Below are 14,124 nucleotides of genomic sequence, written 5' to 3' on the forward strand. Positions count from 1 at the left end.
ATGCGGCTGTACAAGCGATAGTGGATTTTGAAGAGCCAGGTACAGGCAACTTGATTCGTAATAATGTGCTCGCTCGTCAGCAAACCCTAGAAGCGCAAGGCCTAACAAAAGAAGAAGCGAGGCAAGAAGCCAGTTATCGCGTGTTTGGTAGTAAACCTGGTGCCTATGGTGCTGGTTTGCAGGGGCTGATTGATGAACGCTGCTGGGATACCCAAGCGGATTTAGCAGACGCTTATGTTAACTGGGGCGGATATGCCTATGGGGCTAAGCATCTTAAAGGCGAAGGCGTTGAGGCGAAAAGTGCGTTTGTGCATAGACTCTCTCAGTTAGAGGTTGTGGTGCAAAATCAGGATAACCGAGAACACGATATTTTAGACTCTGATGACTACTATCAGTTTCAAGGTGGCATGACGAATGCGGTGACTCAATTAGCACAAAAATCCCCTGAGGTTTATCTCAATGATCACTCGAATCCAAGTGTGCCCAAAGTACGGACCCTTAAAGAAGAGTTAAATAGAGTGGTGCGTTCGCGCGTACTTAATCCTAAATGGATTGAAGCCATGCAAGAACACGGGTATAAAGGCGCCTTTGAAATGGCGGCAAGTATTGATTATTTATTTGCATATGATGCGACAACTGATTTAGTTGCTGATTATCAATATGAAAAAGTCACTGATGCCTTAGTATTTGATGGGGCCAATCGAGCGTTTCTTGAGCAAAATAATATAAATGCCTTAGAAGAAATGGCTGAGCGTTTATTAGAAGCGTGTCAACGTGGTATGTGGCAAGAACCTAATGGCTATGATACGAAATTACAAGACCTACTACTTGAACTCGATATGAGACAAGAGCAGGCGAATTAACTCAACTAGCGCCATAAGCGCTAGTACTAAATATTATATTTAAGATGGTAGAGTGAAGATGACAAATAAATTAGCCGCGAATGCCGGCATCATGATTTGCGGGCACGGTAGTCGCGATAAAGATGCGGAACGTGAATTTGGTTTGGTAGCAAAAGGGTTAAAGGAACGCTTTCCTGATGTGCCGGTTGAGTATGGCTTTTTAGAGTTTTCTGCGCCTAATATTCATATGGGATTAAATCGCTTAATCAAACAAGGTGTTGAACATATTTATGCTGTTCCAGGCATGTTGTTCGCAGCAACCCATGCAAAAAATGATATCCCTTCAGTACTGACTACCTTTGCAGAAAAGCAAGGCAATATCGGCATGACTTACGGCCGTGAACTCGGTTTGCAGGATGATATGATCGATGCTTTTCAGGCTCGTATCTATGAATCCCTTGGTTTAGATGCTGAAAACCCACCAGAAAATTTATATGACACCATGCTGGTGGTCGTTGGTCGTGGTACCTCTGATACTGGTGCAAATGCGGAAGCAGCAAAACTGACCCGTATTGTGAATGAAAATATGGGCTTTGGTTGGGCCGATACAGTTTATTCTGGCGTGACATATCCTTCTGTGGGTGTGGGGCTTGAGAAGCTAATGAAGCTAGGGTTTAAGCGTATTGTAGTTGCGCCTTACTTCTTGTTCACAGGCCGTCTAATTAAACGTATTCAAGGTTATGTTGATAAAGTGGCAGCTGAAAATCCTGGCATTGAATTTGTGCAAACACCTTATTTAAATGATCACCCAAAAGTGATTGATGCTTTTGAAAATCGTGTGATGGAAATTGTTAACGGAGATGAGCTAGGTGAAGAAAGCCTAATGGCCTCTTTTAAACGACGTTTAGCGGCGGGCGAAGTGGATGTACATCATCACCATGCTGAGTTTGTTGACCCTGAAGACGATACGCAAGGCGCGTCTCAGGCTGATCATTCTCATGACTATTCACACAGCCATAGTCATTCACATGATCATTCACACAGCCATGGGCATTCACACAGCCATGGGCATTCACACAGCCATGGGCATTCACACAGCCATGGGCATTCACATGATCATAGCCACTCTCATGGCCATTCTCATAGCCATGGGGACGGTCATCAACATAGCCATGGTGTGTATCAGCATATCTCGCACCCATTAGGTCCGAGAACCATGATAGGTGAAGGTGTGTGTTGTTGCTTTATGAGCCAATTCCCAGATGAACTACTGGAAGAAGAGAAGGCCAGAATTGAAGGGGATTGCACTAAAACGGCTTTTGCTCATAAGTAATATACGAGAGTAAAGCAAGAAAGCGTAATAGGTTTGACCTATTACGCTTTTTTTAAGGCTTCATTTTGATGTTCTAACAAAGACGAATACAAAATAGCTCGGTTTTTACCTTTGGCTTTGGCTTGATACATGGCTTGGTCAGCTTGGTGTATGAGTTGGTCTGCATTGGTGTTTTGACCTCTATTATTACGAGTGATGCCAATGCAGGCCCCGATATGAAGTTCTAGTCCGTCAATAATATATGGGGTTGTTAAGAGGGCTAAGATCTCATTTACTTCTGCCATAAGACTATCTAAGTCACCGGGCTTGTTAATAATAATAAGAAATTCGTCACCACCATAACGAGCAGCTAGGTTATTTTTATGGTCGTTTTCTGAACGTATGCGTCTGGCAACAGCTTGTAATAACCTATCTCCTGTAATGTGACCAAACTTATCATTTATTGGTTTAAAGTTATCTAGGTCGATAAAGAGGAGGGCAAAATCTGCTTTTTGCTCTGTCAGTTGCTCTAATGTATTGATGGCTGACATACGACTGGCAAGACCAGTAATAAAATCCAGATTGGCTAGGTTACGACTTTTTGCTTCTGACTCTTTCAGCTCTATGGTTCTTTCATAGACTTTTTTCGACAGCTCAAGCTTGTCTTTCTCAATTTGCTTAGCCATATGATTGAAACTAAGCATCAAGGCTGAAAACTCTTTTGTTGGCGGAAGTCTACTTTTTCTGTCATTCAATTTATGGTCATAGCTACCGGCAATCCGATTGGTTCTTCTGGCGAGGGTTTTTATTGGATGAGTAATGATGCCTGCAACCCACCAACTAAGCAGTGCGGCGGTAAAAAATGAAATCAGGCTAATGGTTAGGGTGATTTGTTTAATCTTGCCTATGCTGATATCAAGTTCGCTAATAGGTTGAGGCACCATCACGCCCCAGCCAGTTTGATCAATAACGTTAAAGCCCGCAATCATGTCTTCTTCTAGTGCCGGTGAGTAAAACTGGCTGACCCCTGTTTCACCCGCCATCATTTGCTTCACAATAGAAACTTTAGACAGGTTTTTACCTGTATTTTCCCAGTCTTCTCTTGGGTGGGCTAAAATACGCCCCTTTTTATCAACAATTGCCGCATGGCCTTTTTCACCGAAGCTAATCAGTGATTGAATTTGTTTAATATATTTCCTACTTAATACGGCAAGCCAAAGCTGTTCTTGATCATCTTTTAAGTAAAGAAATAAGCTAGGTTCTGGTAAAAAACCTTGTTTTAAATCTGAAAAGTAGACCTTGTCGACCTCAAGTAATTGGACATCAATCTTTAAGCTAAAAAGTGAGTTAGGTGTATAGATAGTATCGCCAAAGTAGGTGATGACTCTTTTGCCGCTTTTGTTGTACTTGCCCAGAGTATGAATATTTAACTGCTTTAGTAGATCATCGGTAATATGCTTGTTTTTATTGGTGTTATGGGAGCTAGCTGAGGTTTTTAAGGCACTAGAAAGGTCTTTAGTATAGCGATTTAAAGCAAAGGTAATATTGTTCGCAATTAACAAATGCTTCTCGTTAACCGAATCATATACCTGTTCTTTAATAATCTTATTGGTCCAAATAGACAGGCTGAATATAGGGATCAGGGTGATGGAAATCATCACGCAAAAGATAAGTAGTCTTAACGATATCATCTGGGTACTAGACTGACTCTCATGAGTTAAAAACGGCAGCTTTAAATTATGCTGCCATGCATAGCCTATATTGAAACTTATTTTTGTGTAAGTAAAAGCAAAATTAAGTAGGAGACTTGTTTTTATTTGAAAAGTTACCGCCAAAAAAACACTCTTTTAAGTTCTCTACATTTATGGGTATAGTGTGGGGAAGATTTAAACGTTTTCTTGAGGTTAAGGGTGCTAATGTTATAACGTTTAGACTATATCTAACGCTTTCATTGTCTGCTCCGTGGTTTTTATGATTAAAAAAAGAACTGATCTGATTGATCCAAATTATGGCATGGTGATTCATAGGGACTTTATTCCCCTATACGCTGATGATAATTATGCTCAGTTTTTTGGATTTAAAAACGGCGAAGAGATCACCAAGCTAGAAAGTATTCTCCCCCTTGTAAATGATGAACAAAGAGACGTTAGCATTGCTAATTATAAAGGCTTAATGCAAGGGGATATTAAGCCCCAGGTTAGATCGTTTCGACATCTTAATCAGGCAGGAGAAGAGTTTTTTATTTTAGCCATAGAGCATATTGTTGATTGGGAAGGCCAACCCGCACTGCAAGTGACTTACATTGATATATCCGCTTTAACGCAAGCAGAAACTAAGATTTACGAGAGTGAACAAAAATTCAGAGATCTTATCGAAGGCTCCATTCAGGGCATGGTGATACACCAAAATTTTAAACCTTTAATGGTAAATCAAGCCTATGCAAATATGCATGGTTATGATTCTCCTCAAGAAATTTTGGATCTACCTGATATCAGTATTTTTTTTACGCCAAACGAAACTAATAATTACATAGAGCGGGCGGCCTTGATTATGTCGGATCAAGAAGTTAACCCTAAAAAACGTTTTAAAAATACTCGAAAAGATGGCTCTACATTATGGGTAGAATTGATAGAGCGAAGAATAGTCTGGAATAATCAAGATGCGATCCAAACCACCTTAATAGATGTAACGGGTCAAGTTGAGATGGAAAAAAAACTCACACTCTTGGCAATGACTGACTCTCTTACTGGTTTGTTTAATCGACGCTTTTTGATGGAGAAATCGGCTCAAATTTTTGATCTACAACAATCCCTTAAGCTCCCTCTTGCTTGCATATTGATAGATTTAGACAAGTTTAAAAGGGTCAATGATAAGTTTGGTCATAACATAGGCGATGAAATTTTAAAGGCGTTTTCTAATCGTTGCCAAAGAATGATTCAAGAACCTCATATTATTGGCCGTTACGGAGGGGAGGAGTTTTTAGTTGTTATGCCTAATACTAATCCGGAAGATGCCGTCACTCTTGCAAATACACTTCGTCAGATGTGTGATGAAGAGGCAATAGAAACAGGCGCTGGTGACTTAAAAGTTACCATGAGTGCTGGTATATCAACCTTAAACACAGATGATACCCATTTTGATCAGTTGGTTGACCGTGCCGATAAACGTTTATATGAAGCGAAAGCGCTAGGCCGAAATCGTGTTGTATCTAGGTTAGGGTAATTTTTTCTTGGTTCACATCGTCATTAAAATTTCAAATTTACCAATTAATCTATAATTATCAATACCTTCTAGTATTACTAGAACTTACTATTTTGCTAAGAATTCTATTGATTTTGTGATCAATAATAGTGAATATGGAGAAAATTGGATGATTCATGATTTTTAATCGTTTTCTTGTTAAGCAATTCATGTGTCAAAGCGACTAACTGACTATAATGTTAGTTTGATAAACATGATGAAAAGGCGTTTTGAGTGAGATCTGCATTAACTAAACCACTTTTTCTAAAGCAAGCCTTATACACATTATTATTTGCTGTAGGCTTGAGCCTTGTTGCAAGCCTCGTTAAGTTTTATACCGATATTATTGAAGTCAGAAGTGACGTCGATAAAGAGTTCACTCAGCTGCTTGAATTAATTGAAAAACCTGCCGAACAAGCCGCTTTTCGTTTTGATACTGTTTTTGCTAATCAATTGGTGAATGGTTTAACGAAAAAAACCTTGGTTTATCGTGCCGAACTTGCCAGTGAAGATGGCTCTTTGCTAGGTGCCGCAAAACGGGAAGACTTTAAAAGTCGATTCTATAAGATTCTCGCTGATTTTCTGTTGCCGGATGTGGCTCACTACAGTATTCCATTAACATATGAAGGCAGTGCCTTATTTGTTGGTAAGTTAAGTATTTGGGTTGACCAAGAACTTGTTGTCCAAAACTTTATCAGTGAAAGTCTAGACGGTCTTTTTATTAGCCTTTTGAAAGACATTTTCTTAGCTTCACTTATCTCTCTCGTTTTCTTTGTGATAGTAACTCGTCCACTTAAAAAGCTCACCACGACCTTATTAGCCCACAGTGAAGACCTTTCTCAGCCTTTGCCTAAACTGGATGATAGTGAGTTTATAAATAATGAACTTGGTGCGTTAAGTGATGCCTTTAGTGAAATTTGGTGGAAACTGGAAAGCACCCTAAAAGCCCTTGAAAGAAGTGACGCTCATTCAAAAGCCATTATTTCTCAAGCGGGCGATGCTATTTTTCTTTCTGATATGGAAGGCCAGATTACCTTAGTCAATAAGGCTGCGGTTAAAATGGTAGGCATAGACGAACAAGAGTTAACTCACTCTAATTTGCGAAGCCTCCATGCAGAAGAGACCTGGGTAAGTTTTTATCAAGACTTGGTGAAGCAGCCATTAGATACACCACTTACGATTGAGACACTTTATAGACATTCTTCTGGTGCTGTGACACCGATTGAAATACGTTTGATTAAATATGTGCTGCAAGAATCGATTGAAGTACTGATTTTGGCCCGTGATATTTCTGCTCGAAAAGAAGCGGAAGATAAAATTAATCATCTGGCTTATTTTGATTCATTAACCCATCTCCCTAACCGGCACTGGATTATGGAAAGACTAGAGTCTTCCATGGAAATTAGCCGTGAGCGTAAGGTAAAAGGGGCGGTTTTATTTTTAGACCTGGATAGATTTAAAAATATTAATGATTCTTTGGGTCATGATGTGGGAGATTTGCTGCTACAGGTGGTTGCTAATGACTTTAAAGTCTTAGCTGAAGGTGACATTTGTGTCGCTAGATTAGGTGGCGATGAGTTCGTTTTCCTCTTCCCTTTTTTAGAAGGGGACTTAGATTATATTAATGAGAAAGTGGCATTTTTCGCCCAGCAGATTGTTCAATCATTTAATAAATCAAAATTTGTCGGCTCTCATGAGATGCATATCTCGGTCAGTATCGGTATTACCTTATTTGATGGTTTTGAAGAGAATGTCGGTGTCTTACTCAAGCAGGCTGATACCGCGTTATATAAAGCAAAAGATGCGGGTCGTAATACCTATCGTTTTTATAAGGCAGAAATGCAGGTATTAACGGATGATAGGCTAAAGCTTGAGAAAGCATTACACAGAGCCATTACTCATAATGAATTTGAGCTTTATTATCAGCCTCAAAATAATGTGAAAGGTGAATTGTTAGGTGCTGAAGCCCTAATTCGCTGGCATGATGGTGATAATGGATTTATTCCTCCTGCCCAGTTTATTCCGCTTGCAGAAGAGATAGGTCTAATTATTGAGTTAGGTGAATGGGTCATGGAAAACGCCTTTTATCAGCTCTCACAATGGCTTAAACGGGATTTATGGAAACCTGATTGGACTCTATCTATCAATGTTAGCCCTATTCAATTTCAGCATCCTGAGTTCTTAATCAACCTTGAAAGGTTGTTGCTGAAATACAATATTCCTGCCACCTTGATTGATATTGAAATAACAGAAAATATGTTGCTAACGGATCTGCAAGCGAGTCGTTTAAAGATGGAGCATATTCGATCTTTAGGCATGAAACTTTCCATAGATGATTTTGGTACCGGTTATTCCTCTTTACAGTATTTAAAAACCTTACCCATAGAGCGGCTAAAAATAGATCAATCCTTTGTTCGTGACTTATTGATTGATAGTGGTGATGAGGCTATTGTGGGGGCTGTCATTGCTATGTCTGGCGCATTAGATATTGAAGTATTGGCAGAGGGTGTTGAAACTCAAGAGCACCTGTTAAGGTTAGAAGAGATGGGTTGTTTAAATTACCAAGGGTACTTATTTGGACGTCCAGTTTCTGCTACACAATTTACCTTCAATCATTTATTGGCCGTTTCCTTTCAAAACGATTCCATCATTTGATCTTTAAACGATCGGTTTAAATGGGACTTAAACACCATGATAGCGCTTGTTACTCAACTAAGTGATCAAGATAATCAGTATTGGCTTTCTTTATTTCAGGCCATTATCCTTGATGAAAAAGTATTACTGTTATCGCAGATGTCAGAACAGGACAAACAAAAATGCGATATTGCTATTCTCGCTAATCCTAGATTTTCTGATATTGAGCAGCTTCCTAACTTAAGTTGGGCGCATAGTCTATGGGCTGGAGTAGAATCATTGGTTGAGCCTATGGGGAAACTTGGCTTACCTTTGGTAAAGCTTACTGATCCTAAATTAAGTCTAGCAATGGCTGAAGCTGTGTTAGCTTGGAGTCTGTATTTACATCGAGATATGCACAAATACGCTAAGCAGCAATCTCAAAAGAGCTGGCATCAAATTGAATATATTGAACCACAAAATAGGCATATTTCTATTTTAGGATTGGGGGCGTTAGGACAAAAGGCTGCCAAAGTATTAAAAGAACAAGGTTTTAACGTATCTGGGTGGAGTTATTCGAAGAAGCGGCTTGAAAACATTGCTTGCTATCATGGTCAAGATGGATTGCAGGCTATGTTAAAAGATACGCATATTCTAGTTTGCTTATTGCCTTTAACTTCGGATACTCAAGACTTAATTAATAAGGACTTGATTGACTTATTGCCTAGGGGCGCCCAAATAATAAACTTTGCCCGAGGTGGTATTGTGAATGACAAAGACCTTTTTAATGCGCTTGATTCAGGTAAATTGGATCATGCTGTTTTAGATGTGTTTGCTCAGGAGCCTTTACCTAGTAATAGTGCTTTTTGGAAGCATGAAAAAATAACTGTTTTACCTCATATCTCTGCTCAAACTAACCCCACTTCTGCGAGTAAAATAGTGGCTTCAAACATTGCTAACTACCGTAAAACTGGGCTTATTCCTGATGGCGTGAATGCTAAAAAAGGGTATTAATAAGCCGTTCGCGTATTCATTTTGATTTCTCCTTATTCATCTATTTAAGTTGGATTTATTATTGTGTTGAAAAAACTTACTTGGCTATTTGTTGTGCCATGCTTTTCCTGTCTGGCTGCGGATGAAGCCCAGCTGACGAATGAGGATAGCGCTTTTGAGCAAGAGACTGTTGAGCAAGAAGTGCTTGAACTTAATGGTCTGATAGAAGAACAAACGTTGGAAAAGCCTCTGCTTGATGAGCCTATCTTGATTGAACCGCAAGCACCAGAGTCAATTACAAATCGGGCGAATAAAGCTAACGGTTTAATTGAGCAAAGAGTTGATATTGAAAAGGCGTCTTTGTTAAGCCCGTTTGTGATCACTCCGCATAAGCCGAATTACTTTTTACCCATCAAATTTCAAGATGATACTGATACTAGCGATGCTTCTGCATTTAGTGGTGAGCTAGATGATTTGGAGTTTAAATTTCAACTCAGTGTAAAGTTTCCTTTGGCATATCGCCTGTTTGGCACCAATGCCAGTTTGTGGGGGGCTTATACACAACAGGCATTATGGCAGGCTTATAATACAAGCATTTCATCTCCGTTTCGTGAGACAAACTATGAGCCAGAGGCGTTTGTTTTATTTGATGTTGAGCAGCAAATCACTTCCAAGGTTAAAGCCAAATATATCACGCTTGGTTTTAACCATCAGTCGAATGGAAGAACTGAACCTTTATCTCGTTCTTGGAATCGCATTTATGCCGAGTTCTTTTTTGAAAGTGACAATGCGGTACTTTCATTAAAGCCTTGGTACCGTTTGCCTGAGAGCAGTGAAGAGGACGATAATCCCAATATTGAAAAGTATTTGGGCTATGGTGAATTAAATGCTGTGTATGTGATAGATGATTACAGTATTGACCTTATGCTAAGGAATAATTTTAGGTCAGATAATAAGGGAGCGGTACAGTTAGGTTTCACTTTTCCTATGTGGGGTAAAACACGTGGCTATATTCAATACTTTGATGGTTATGGTCAAAGTTTAGCTGAATATGATGATCATGTTCGAAGTCTCGGAATTGGCGTTATGCTAACAAATTGGCTGTAAAGGATTCTTTATTGAGTTATTTGGACTAAATTATAGTTTTAAGTGAATGCCTGAATAGTGAATTGGAATCTATTTATTTTGGGCAGAAAAGGATTAGCACTGTCGCTTTGTTGGTATTAACTATCTTGAAAATTGGTGTAGAATGGCATCAATTTTTCGATGCAATTCCATGGTGGGATTGCTCATTAGGACTCCAGTATGACAAGAGTATTGGCAACTCAGCCTACTATAAATGAATTACCGTTAAGCCCTGAGGCTATTCGTGTTCGTGATGCGCTTATTAAACATGGGTTAGAAACCCCTATGATAGATAACGGCTTAACGACCCAAGAAAAATATCAACGTATTCAGGCATCTTTCGTTGATATTGCGACTACCCTAGGCTTAGATTTAACGGACGATAGCCTTGCTGAAACGCCGCATCGAATCGCAAAAATGTATGTAAAAGAAATTTTCTCAGGGCTTGATTACCACGCTTTTCCTAAAATCACTGTGATTGATAATAAGATGAAAGTGGATGAGATGGTTAAGGTAAAAAACATCAGTTTTACCAGTACCTGTGAACATCACTTTGTCACGATTGATGGTTTAGCCAAAGTCGCTTATTTGCCTAAAAAGAAAATCATTGGTTTATCAAAGATCAATCGCATTGTTCGATTCTTTGCGCAAAGGCCACAAGTTCAAGAAAGGCTAACTCAGCAAATTCTAATCACCTTACAAGTACTATTAGAAACAGATAATGTTGCTGTCACCATGGATGCGACTCACTATTGTGTAAAGGCCCGTGGAGTGATGGATGCAAGTTCGTCGACCCAAACAACCGCTTTAGGTGGTTTGTTTAAGCAAAGCGATAAAACGCGAGCGGAGTTTTTGAATAGTTAAGAATGCTTGAAGAGAAAGTTAAAAAGCCCAGTCTAACTGGGCTTTTTTGTGTTTGATCATTAAATATCTATGTTTATTCCAAAGAAGACACCTGAATTATCACTATAAACATCTAGGTCAGAAATATCGACAAGGTCAATCTCATGTTGGCGATAACCTGCTTCAATCCCGACTAAGAAAGGCGATTCCCATTTAAGCTTTATCGTAGTGTCTGTGATACTTGAATCATCATAGGAAAGGTATTTAAGTTCACCTCCTATTGAGAGGCCTGTACCTGGAATATTGATATAAGGCGCTAGATAAAGCATAGGTATGGTTTCGGAGAGCTCGGTTCTATCGTTAGAAATCTCAACATGACCATCATATTTTCTGGCTGTGAGGCCTAAATCAAGATGCATCCAGGCTAAACCATCGAGCACTTCATAGTAGAGGGTGAAATCCGTATGTGATAGGTCAATAGATGCGTTTGCATCTGTGTATGAGACACCATTATAGGTTGCAGTCGCACTACCATCAGCGGTGAGCTCTGTGCCTTGTAGCCTAAGGTTTGGGATAATTGGGATAGGGTGCTCGATTGCTATACCATAATAGGTACCACTATCGGCATCCATATCACTGGTACCTGTTGTATTAGTATCCGCTGCCCATAAATCAGCATCTGGTGAGTAAGATCCTACTTCTGCAGTTAAGCCAAGAAAATCAGCATTTGCATTAGCAGCAATAAGGAGTGAGCCTAGAATCAGTGAGCGTTTCATTGTTTTCGTCCTTAGAGTTGAGTGACACTTTATAGGAGTCAATTTAAAGCATCAGCTTATTCATTTTATATGACATCTACACCTTGGTATCGGTAAAAAATAACCTAACTTGAACCCTCCTTAAAAATAGACCAAAAAAAAGCCCAGTGGTCACTGGGCTTTTTTAATCTGTAGCTTTAGCTATTTAGCTTTAGATGTCGAAGTTAACGCCTAAGAAAACACCTGAGTTTTTACTTACAACATCACGCCCTGAAACATTTTCAAAGTCGATGTCATGGGTGCGGTAGCCAGCTTCAACACCTACAAGGAATGGCGATTCCCATTTTACTTTAATTGTGGTGTCTGTTACATCTTTGTCGTCGAATGAGCCCACTTTAAATTCACCAACAACAGCAAGGCCAGTACCTGGAATAGAGAAAGCAGGGGCGGCATAAAACATAGGTACAGTTTCATCTAGATCTGTTTCAGAGCCTGCAATCGATACGGTACCATCGTACTGACGGAAACTCACACCTGCATCTAGACTAAGCCATAAAAGACCATCTAATAGTTCGTAGTAAGCGGTGAAGTCGGTGTGTGACATATCAACTTCTGTTGCTGTGCCATCATTTGTGCCATCTGTTTCAAGTTCAGTGCCTTGAATTCTGACATTTGGAATAAGTGGGATAGGGTGCTCAAAAGCGATACCATAATAAGTACCAGAATCTGCATCCATGTTATTGCTTGTGATGGAAGAGCCTGTGCTTGCTGCGGTTGTATCTGCATCAGGAGAAAAAGAACCAACCTCTGCAGTTAAGCCAAGAAAATCCGCGTTTGCGTTTGCTGCAATTAATAGTGAACCAAGGATAAGTGCTGGTCTCATAATATATCTTCCCTTTTGTTGGGTGAAAGTTACGAAATGTAGGAATGTAAATTGAGGTAATTATAAGACGATATTGCCTAAGAACTAAAGTTAATTAAAGTAAGAAAGCATTATTGGCTGAATATTTTCTAGAACAAGGTGTTAGAGTGAGTATAAAGAAGAGAAAATGGCTGGGGTAGCTGGATTCGAACCAACGCATGACAGGATCAAAACCTGTTGCCTTACCGCTTGGCGATACCCCAATCAAATTTTTAAAGTGGTGGCTATGACTAGATTCGAACTAGTGACCCCATCATTATGAGTGATGTGCTCTAACCAACTGAGCTACATAGCCTTGACACTGTTAGGAGAGGAAGTGGCTGGGGTAGCTGGATTCGAACCAACGCATGACAGGATCAAAACCTGTTGCCTTACCGCTTGGCGATACCCCAATCTTTAAGTAATTAATGGTGGCTATGACTAGATTCGAACTAGTGACCCCATCATTATGAGTGATGTGCTCTAACCAACTGAGCTACATAGCCATAATTACTTTTCCTAACTTTGCTTGCAATGGCTGGGGTAGCTGGATTCGAACCAACGCATGACAGGATCAAAACCTGTTGCCTTACCGCTTGGCGATACCCCAATTGCAAACCAGAAACAAATTATCTTTTATTCGATCCCCTGTCTCTGGGTGCGATATTATTCATATAAGCCCTTATCGGGTCAAGCTTTTTTCTGAAAATATCGAAACAATTTCAATTTTTTATACATTAAAACGGAAATGCATTACATCACCATCTTTTACGATGTAATCTTTGCCTTCAAGACGCCATTTACCCGCATCTTTTGCACCGCTTTCACCTTGATATTCAATAAAAGCATCATAAGCAACGACTTCTGCTCTGATGAAACCTTTTTCAAAGTCAGTGTGAATCACACCAGCAGCTTGTGGGCCAGTTGCACCTTGTTTTACTGTCCAAGCGCGTACTTCTTTTACGCCAGCTGTAAAGTAGGTTTGTAGACCTAGTAGCTCATAGCCAGCTCGAATAACGCGATCAAGGCCTGGTTCCGTCATCCCCATTTCATCTAAGAACTCTTGCATTTCTTCTGCATCAAGTTCTGAAATTTCTGCTTCTAACTGATTGCAGATAGGAACAACAACCGCATTTTCTGATTGTGCAATCTCGATAACCTGATCAAGGTAGGGGTTGTTCTCAAAACCATCTTCAGCAACGTTTGCGATATACATAGTTGGTTTAGTGGTTAAAAGGTGAAGTAGCTTTACTTCTTTTTTCTGATCGTCAGTTAAGTCCATAGAGCGCACTGGCAAACCGTCTTCAAGGTGAGCTTTAATGCTTTCTAAAAAGGCTTTGTGAGCAATGGCTTCTTTGTTGCCGCTTTTTGCATTTTTCGCAGTGCGGAAGATTTGCTTATCGATAGATTCAAGGTCAGCAAAAATAAGTTCTAAATTGATAACTTCAATATCTGCTTTTGGATTAACGTGATTAGATACATGAATCACGTTTTCGTCTT

Annotated in this window: 11 protein-coding genes and 5 tRNA genes; 7 read left to right on the forward strand and 9 right to left on the reverse strand. The window is 39.7% G+C overall.

Features of this window, described 5'->3' with window-relative positions:
- On the forward strand, window positions 1–863 hold an 863-nt coding region (locus MED121_RS11310; RefSeq protein ID WP_009833827.1), incomplete at its 5' end, for a cobaltochelatase subunit CobN.
- A 58-nt stretch (window positions 864–921) separates the two neighbouring features.
- Window positions 922–2,175 carry a sirohydrochlorin chelatase gene (locus MED121_RS11315; protein WP_009833828.1) on the forward strand — a complete coding sequence of 418 codons (1,254 nt, stop codon included), beginning with the start codon at window positions 922–924 and terminating at the stop codon, window positions 2,173–2,175.
- Between the two features lie 41 nt (window positions 2,176–2,216).
- Here MED121_RS11315 and MED121_RS11320 read toward each other — a convergent pair whose 3' ends face one another.
- On the reverse strand, window positions 2,217–3,812 hold the full coding sequence (locus MED121_RS11320) for a diguanylate cyclase (protein WP_009833830.1): 1,596 nt from the start codon (window positions 3,810–3,812) through the stop codon (window positions 2,217–2,219).
- A 313-nt stretch (window positions 3,813–4,125) separates the two neighbouring features.
- Between MED121_RS11320 and MED121_RS11325 the strand changes: the two genes are divergently transcribed.
- From MED121_RS11325 to folE, 5 genes are all read left to right on the forward strand, one after another.
- On the forward strand, window positions 4,126–5,376 hold the full coding sequence (locus tag MED121_RS11325) for a sensor domain-containing diguanylate cyclase (protein WP_009833831.1): 1,251 nt from the start codon (window positions 4,126–4,128) through the stop codon (window positions 5,374–5,376).
- A gap of 252 nt (window positions 5,377–5,628) precedes the next feature.
- Entirely contained in the window at window positions 5,629–8,049 is a 2,421-nt protein-coding gene (locus MED121_RS11330; protein WP_009833832.1) for an EAL domain-containing protein, read from the forward strand.
- A 36-nt stretch (window positions 8,050–8,085) separates the two neighbouring features.
- Complete coding sequence (locus MED121_RS11335) at window positions 8,086–9,021, forward strand: glyoxylate/hydroxypyruvate reductase A (RefSeq protein WP_009833833.1); 936 nt, start codon at window positions 8,086–8,088, stop codon at window positions 9,019–9,021.
- 63 nt (window positions 9,022–9,084) lie between these two features.
- Window positions 9,085–10,107: a phospholipase A gene (locus tag MED121_RS11340; RefSeq protein WP_009833834.1), complete on the forward strand. Its 1,023-nt coding sequence runs from the start codon at window positions 9,085–9,087 to the stop codon at window positions 10,105–10,107.
- A 198-nt stretch (window positions 10,108–10,305) separates the two neighbouring features.
- Window positions 10,306–10,989, forward strand: a complete 684-nt coding sequence (folE, locus tag MED121_RS11345) for a GTP cyclohydrolase I FolE (protein ID WP_009833835.1) — start codon at window positions 10,306–10,308, stop codon at window positions 10,987–10,989.
- Window positions 10,990–11,048: 59 nt separating this feature from the next.
- On the opposite strand, the gene MED121_RS11350 is transcribed toward folE, so the two are convergent.
- The 8 genes from MED121_RS11350 to ychF form a co-directional block, all read right to left on the reverse strand.
- On the reverse strand, window positions 11,049–11,744 hold the full coding sequence (locus MED121_RS11350) for a TIGR04219 family outer membrane beta-barrel protein (RefSeq protein ID WP_009833836.1): 696 nt from the start codon (window positions 11,742–11,744) through the stop codon (window positions 11,049–11,051).
- A gap of 190 nt (window positions 11,745–11,934) precedes the next feature.
- Window positions 11,935–12,606, reverse strand: coding sequence for a TIGR04219 family outer membrane beta-barrel protein (locus MED121_RS11355; protein WP_009833837.1), 672 nt, complete (start codon window positions 12,604–12,606; stop codon window positions 11,935–11,937).
- A 167-nt stretch (window positions 12,607–12,773) separates the two neighbouring features.
- Window positions 12,774–12,848, reverse strand: a tRNA-Gln gene (locus MED121_RS11360).
- 15 nt (window positions 12,849–12,863) lie between these two features.
- Window positions 12,864–12,940: transfer RNA gene (locus MED121_RS11365), tRNA-Met, on the reverse strand.
- A gap of 22 nt (window positions 12,941–12,962) precedes the next feature.
- Window positions 12,963–13,037: transfer RNA gene (locus MED121_RS11370), tRNA-Gln, on the reverse strand.
- 16 nt (window positions 13,038–13,053) lie between these two features.
- Window positions 13,054–13,130, reverse strand: a tRNA-Met gene (locus MED121_RS11375).
- A gap of 29 nt (window positions 13,131–13,159) precedes the next feature.
- Window positions 13,160–13,234 (reverse strand) — tRNA-Gln (locus MED121_RS11380).
- A 120-nt stretch (window positions 13,235–13,354) separates the two neighbouring features.
- The coding region (gene ychF / locus MED121_RS11385; protein WP_009833838.1) for a redox-regulated ATPase YchF at window positions 13,355–14,124 on the reverse strand (770 nt) is incomplete at its 5' end.

The organism is Marinomonas sp. MED121, assembly GCF_000153025.1.
GTDB lineage: Bacteria > Pseudomonadota > Gammaproteobacteria > Pseudomonadales > Marinomonadaceae > Marinomonas.

Excerpts from the sequence above, each read along its gene's own strand:
- MED121_RS11315 (WP_009833828.1), top strand. The coding sequence starts at position 922 with ATGACAAATAAATTAGCCGCGAATGCCGGCATCATGATTTGCGGGCAC.
- MED121_RS11320 (WP_009833830.1), bottom strand. The coding sequence starts at position 3,812 with ATGATTTCCATCACCCTGATCCCTATATTCAGCCTGTCTATTTGGACC.
- MED121_RS11325 (WP_009833831.1), top strand. The coding sequence starts at position 4,126 with ATGATTAAAAAAAGAACTGATCTGATTGATCCAAATTATGGCATGGTG.
- MED121_RS11335 (WP_009833833.1), top strand. The coding sequence starts at position 8,086 with ATGATAGCGCTTGTTACTCAACTAAGTGATCAAGATAATCAGTATTGG.
- folE (WP_009833835.1), top strand. The coding sequence starts at position 10,306 with ATGACAAGAGTATTGGCAACTCAGCCTACTATAAATGAATTACCGTTA.
- MED121_RS11350 (WP_009833836.1), bottom strand. The coding sequence starts at position 11,744 with ATGAAACGCTCACTGATTCTAGGCTCACTCCTTATTGCTGCTAATGCA.
- MED121_RS11355 (WP_009833837.1), bottom strand. The coding sequence starts at position 12,606 with ATGAGACCAGCACTTATCCTTGGTTCACTATTAATTGCAGCAAACGCA.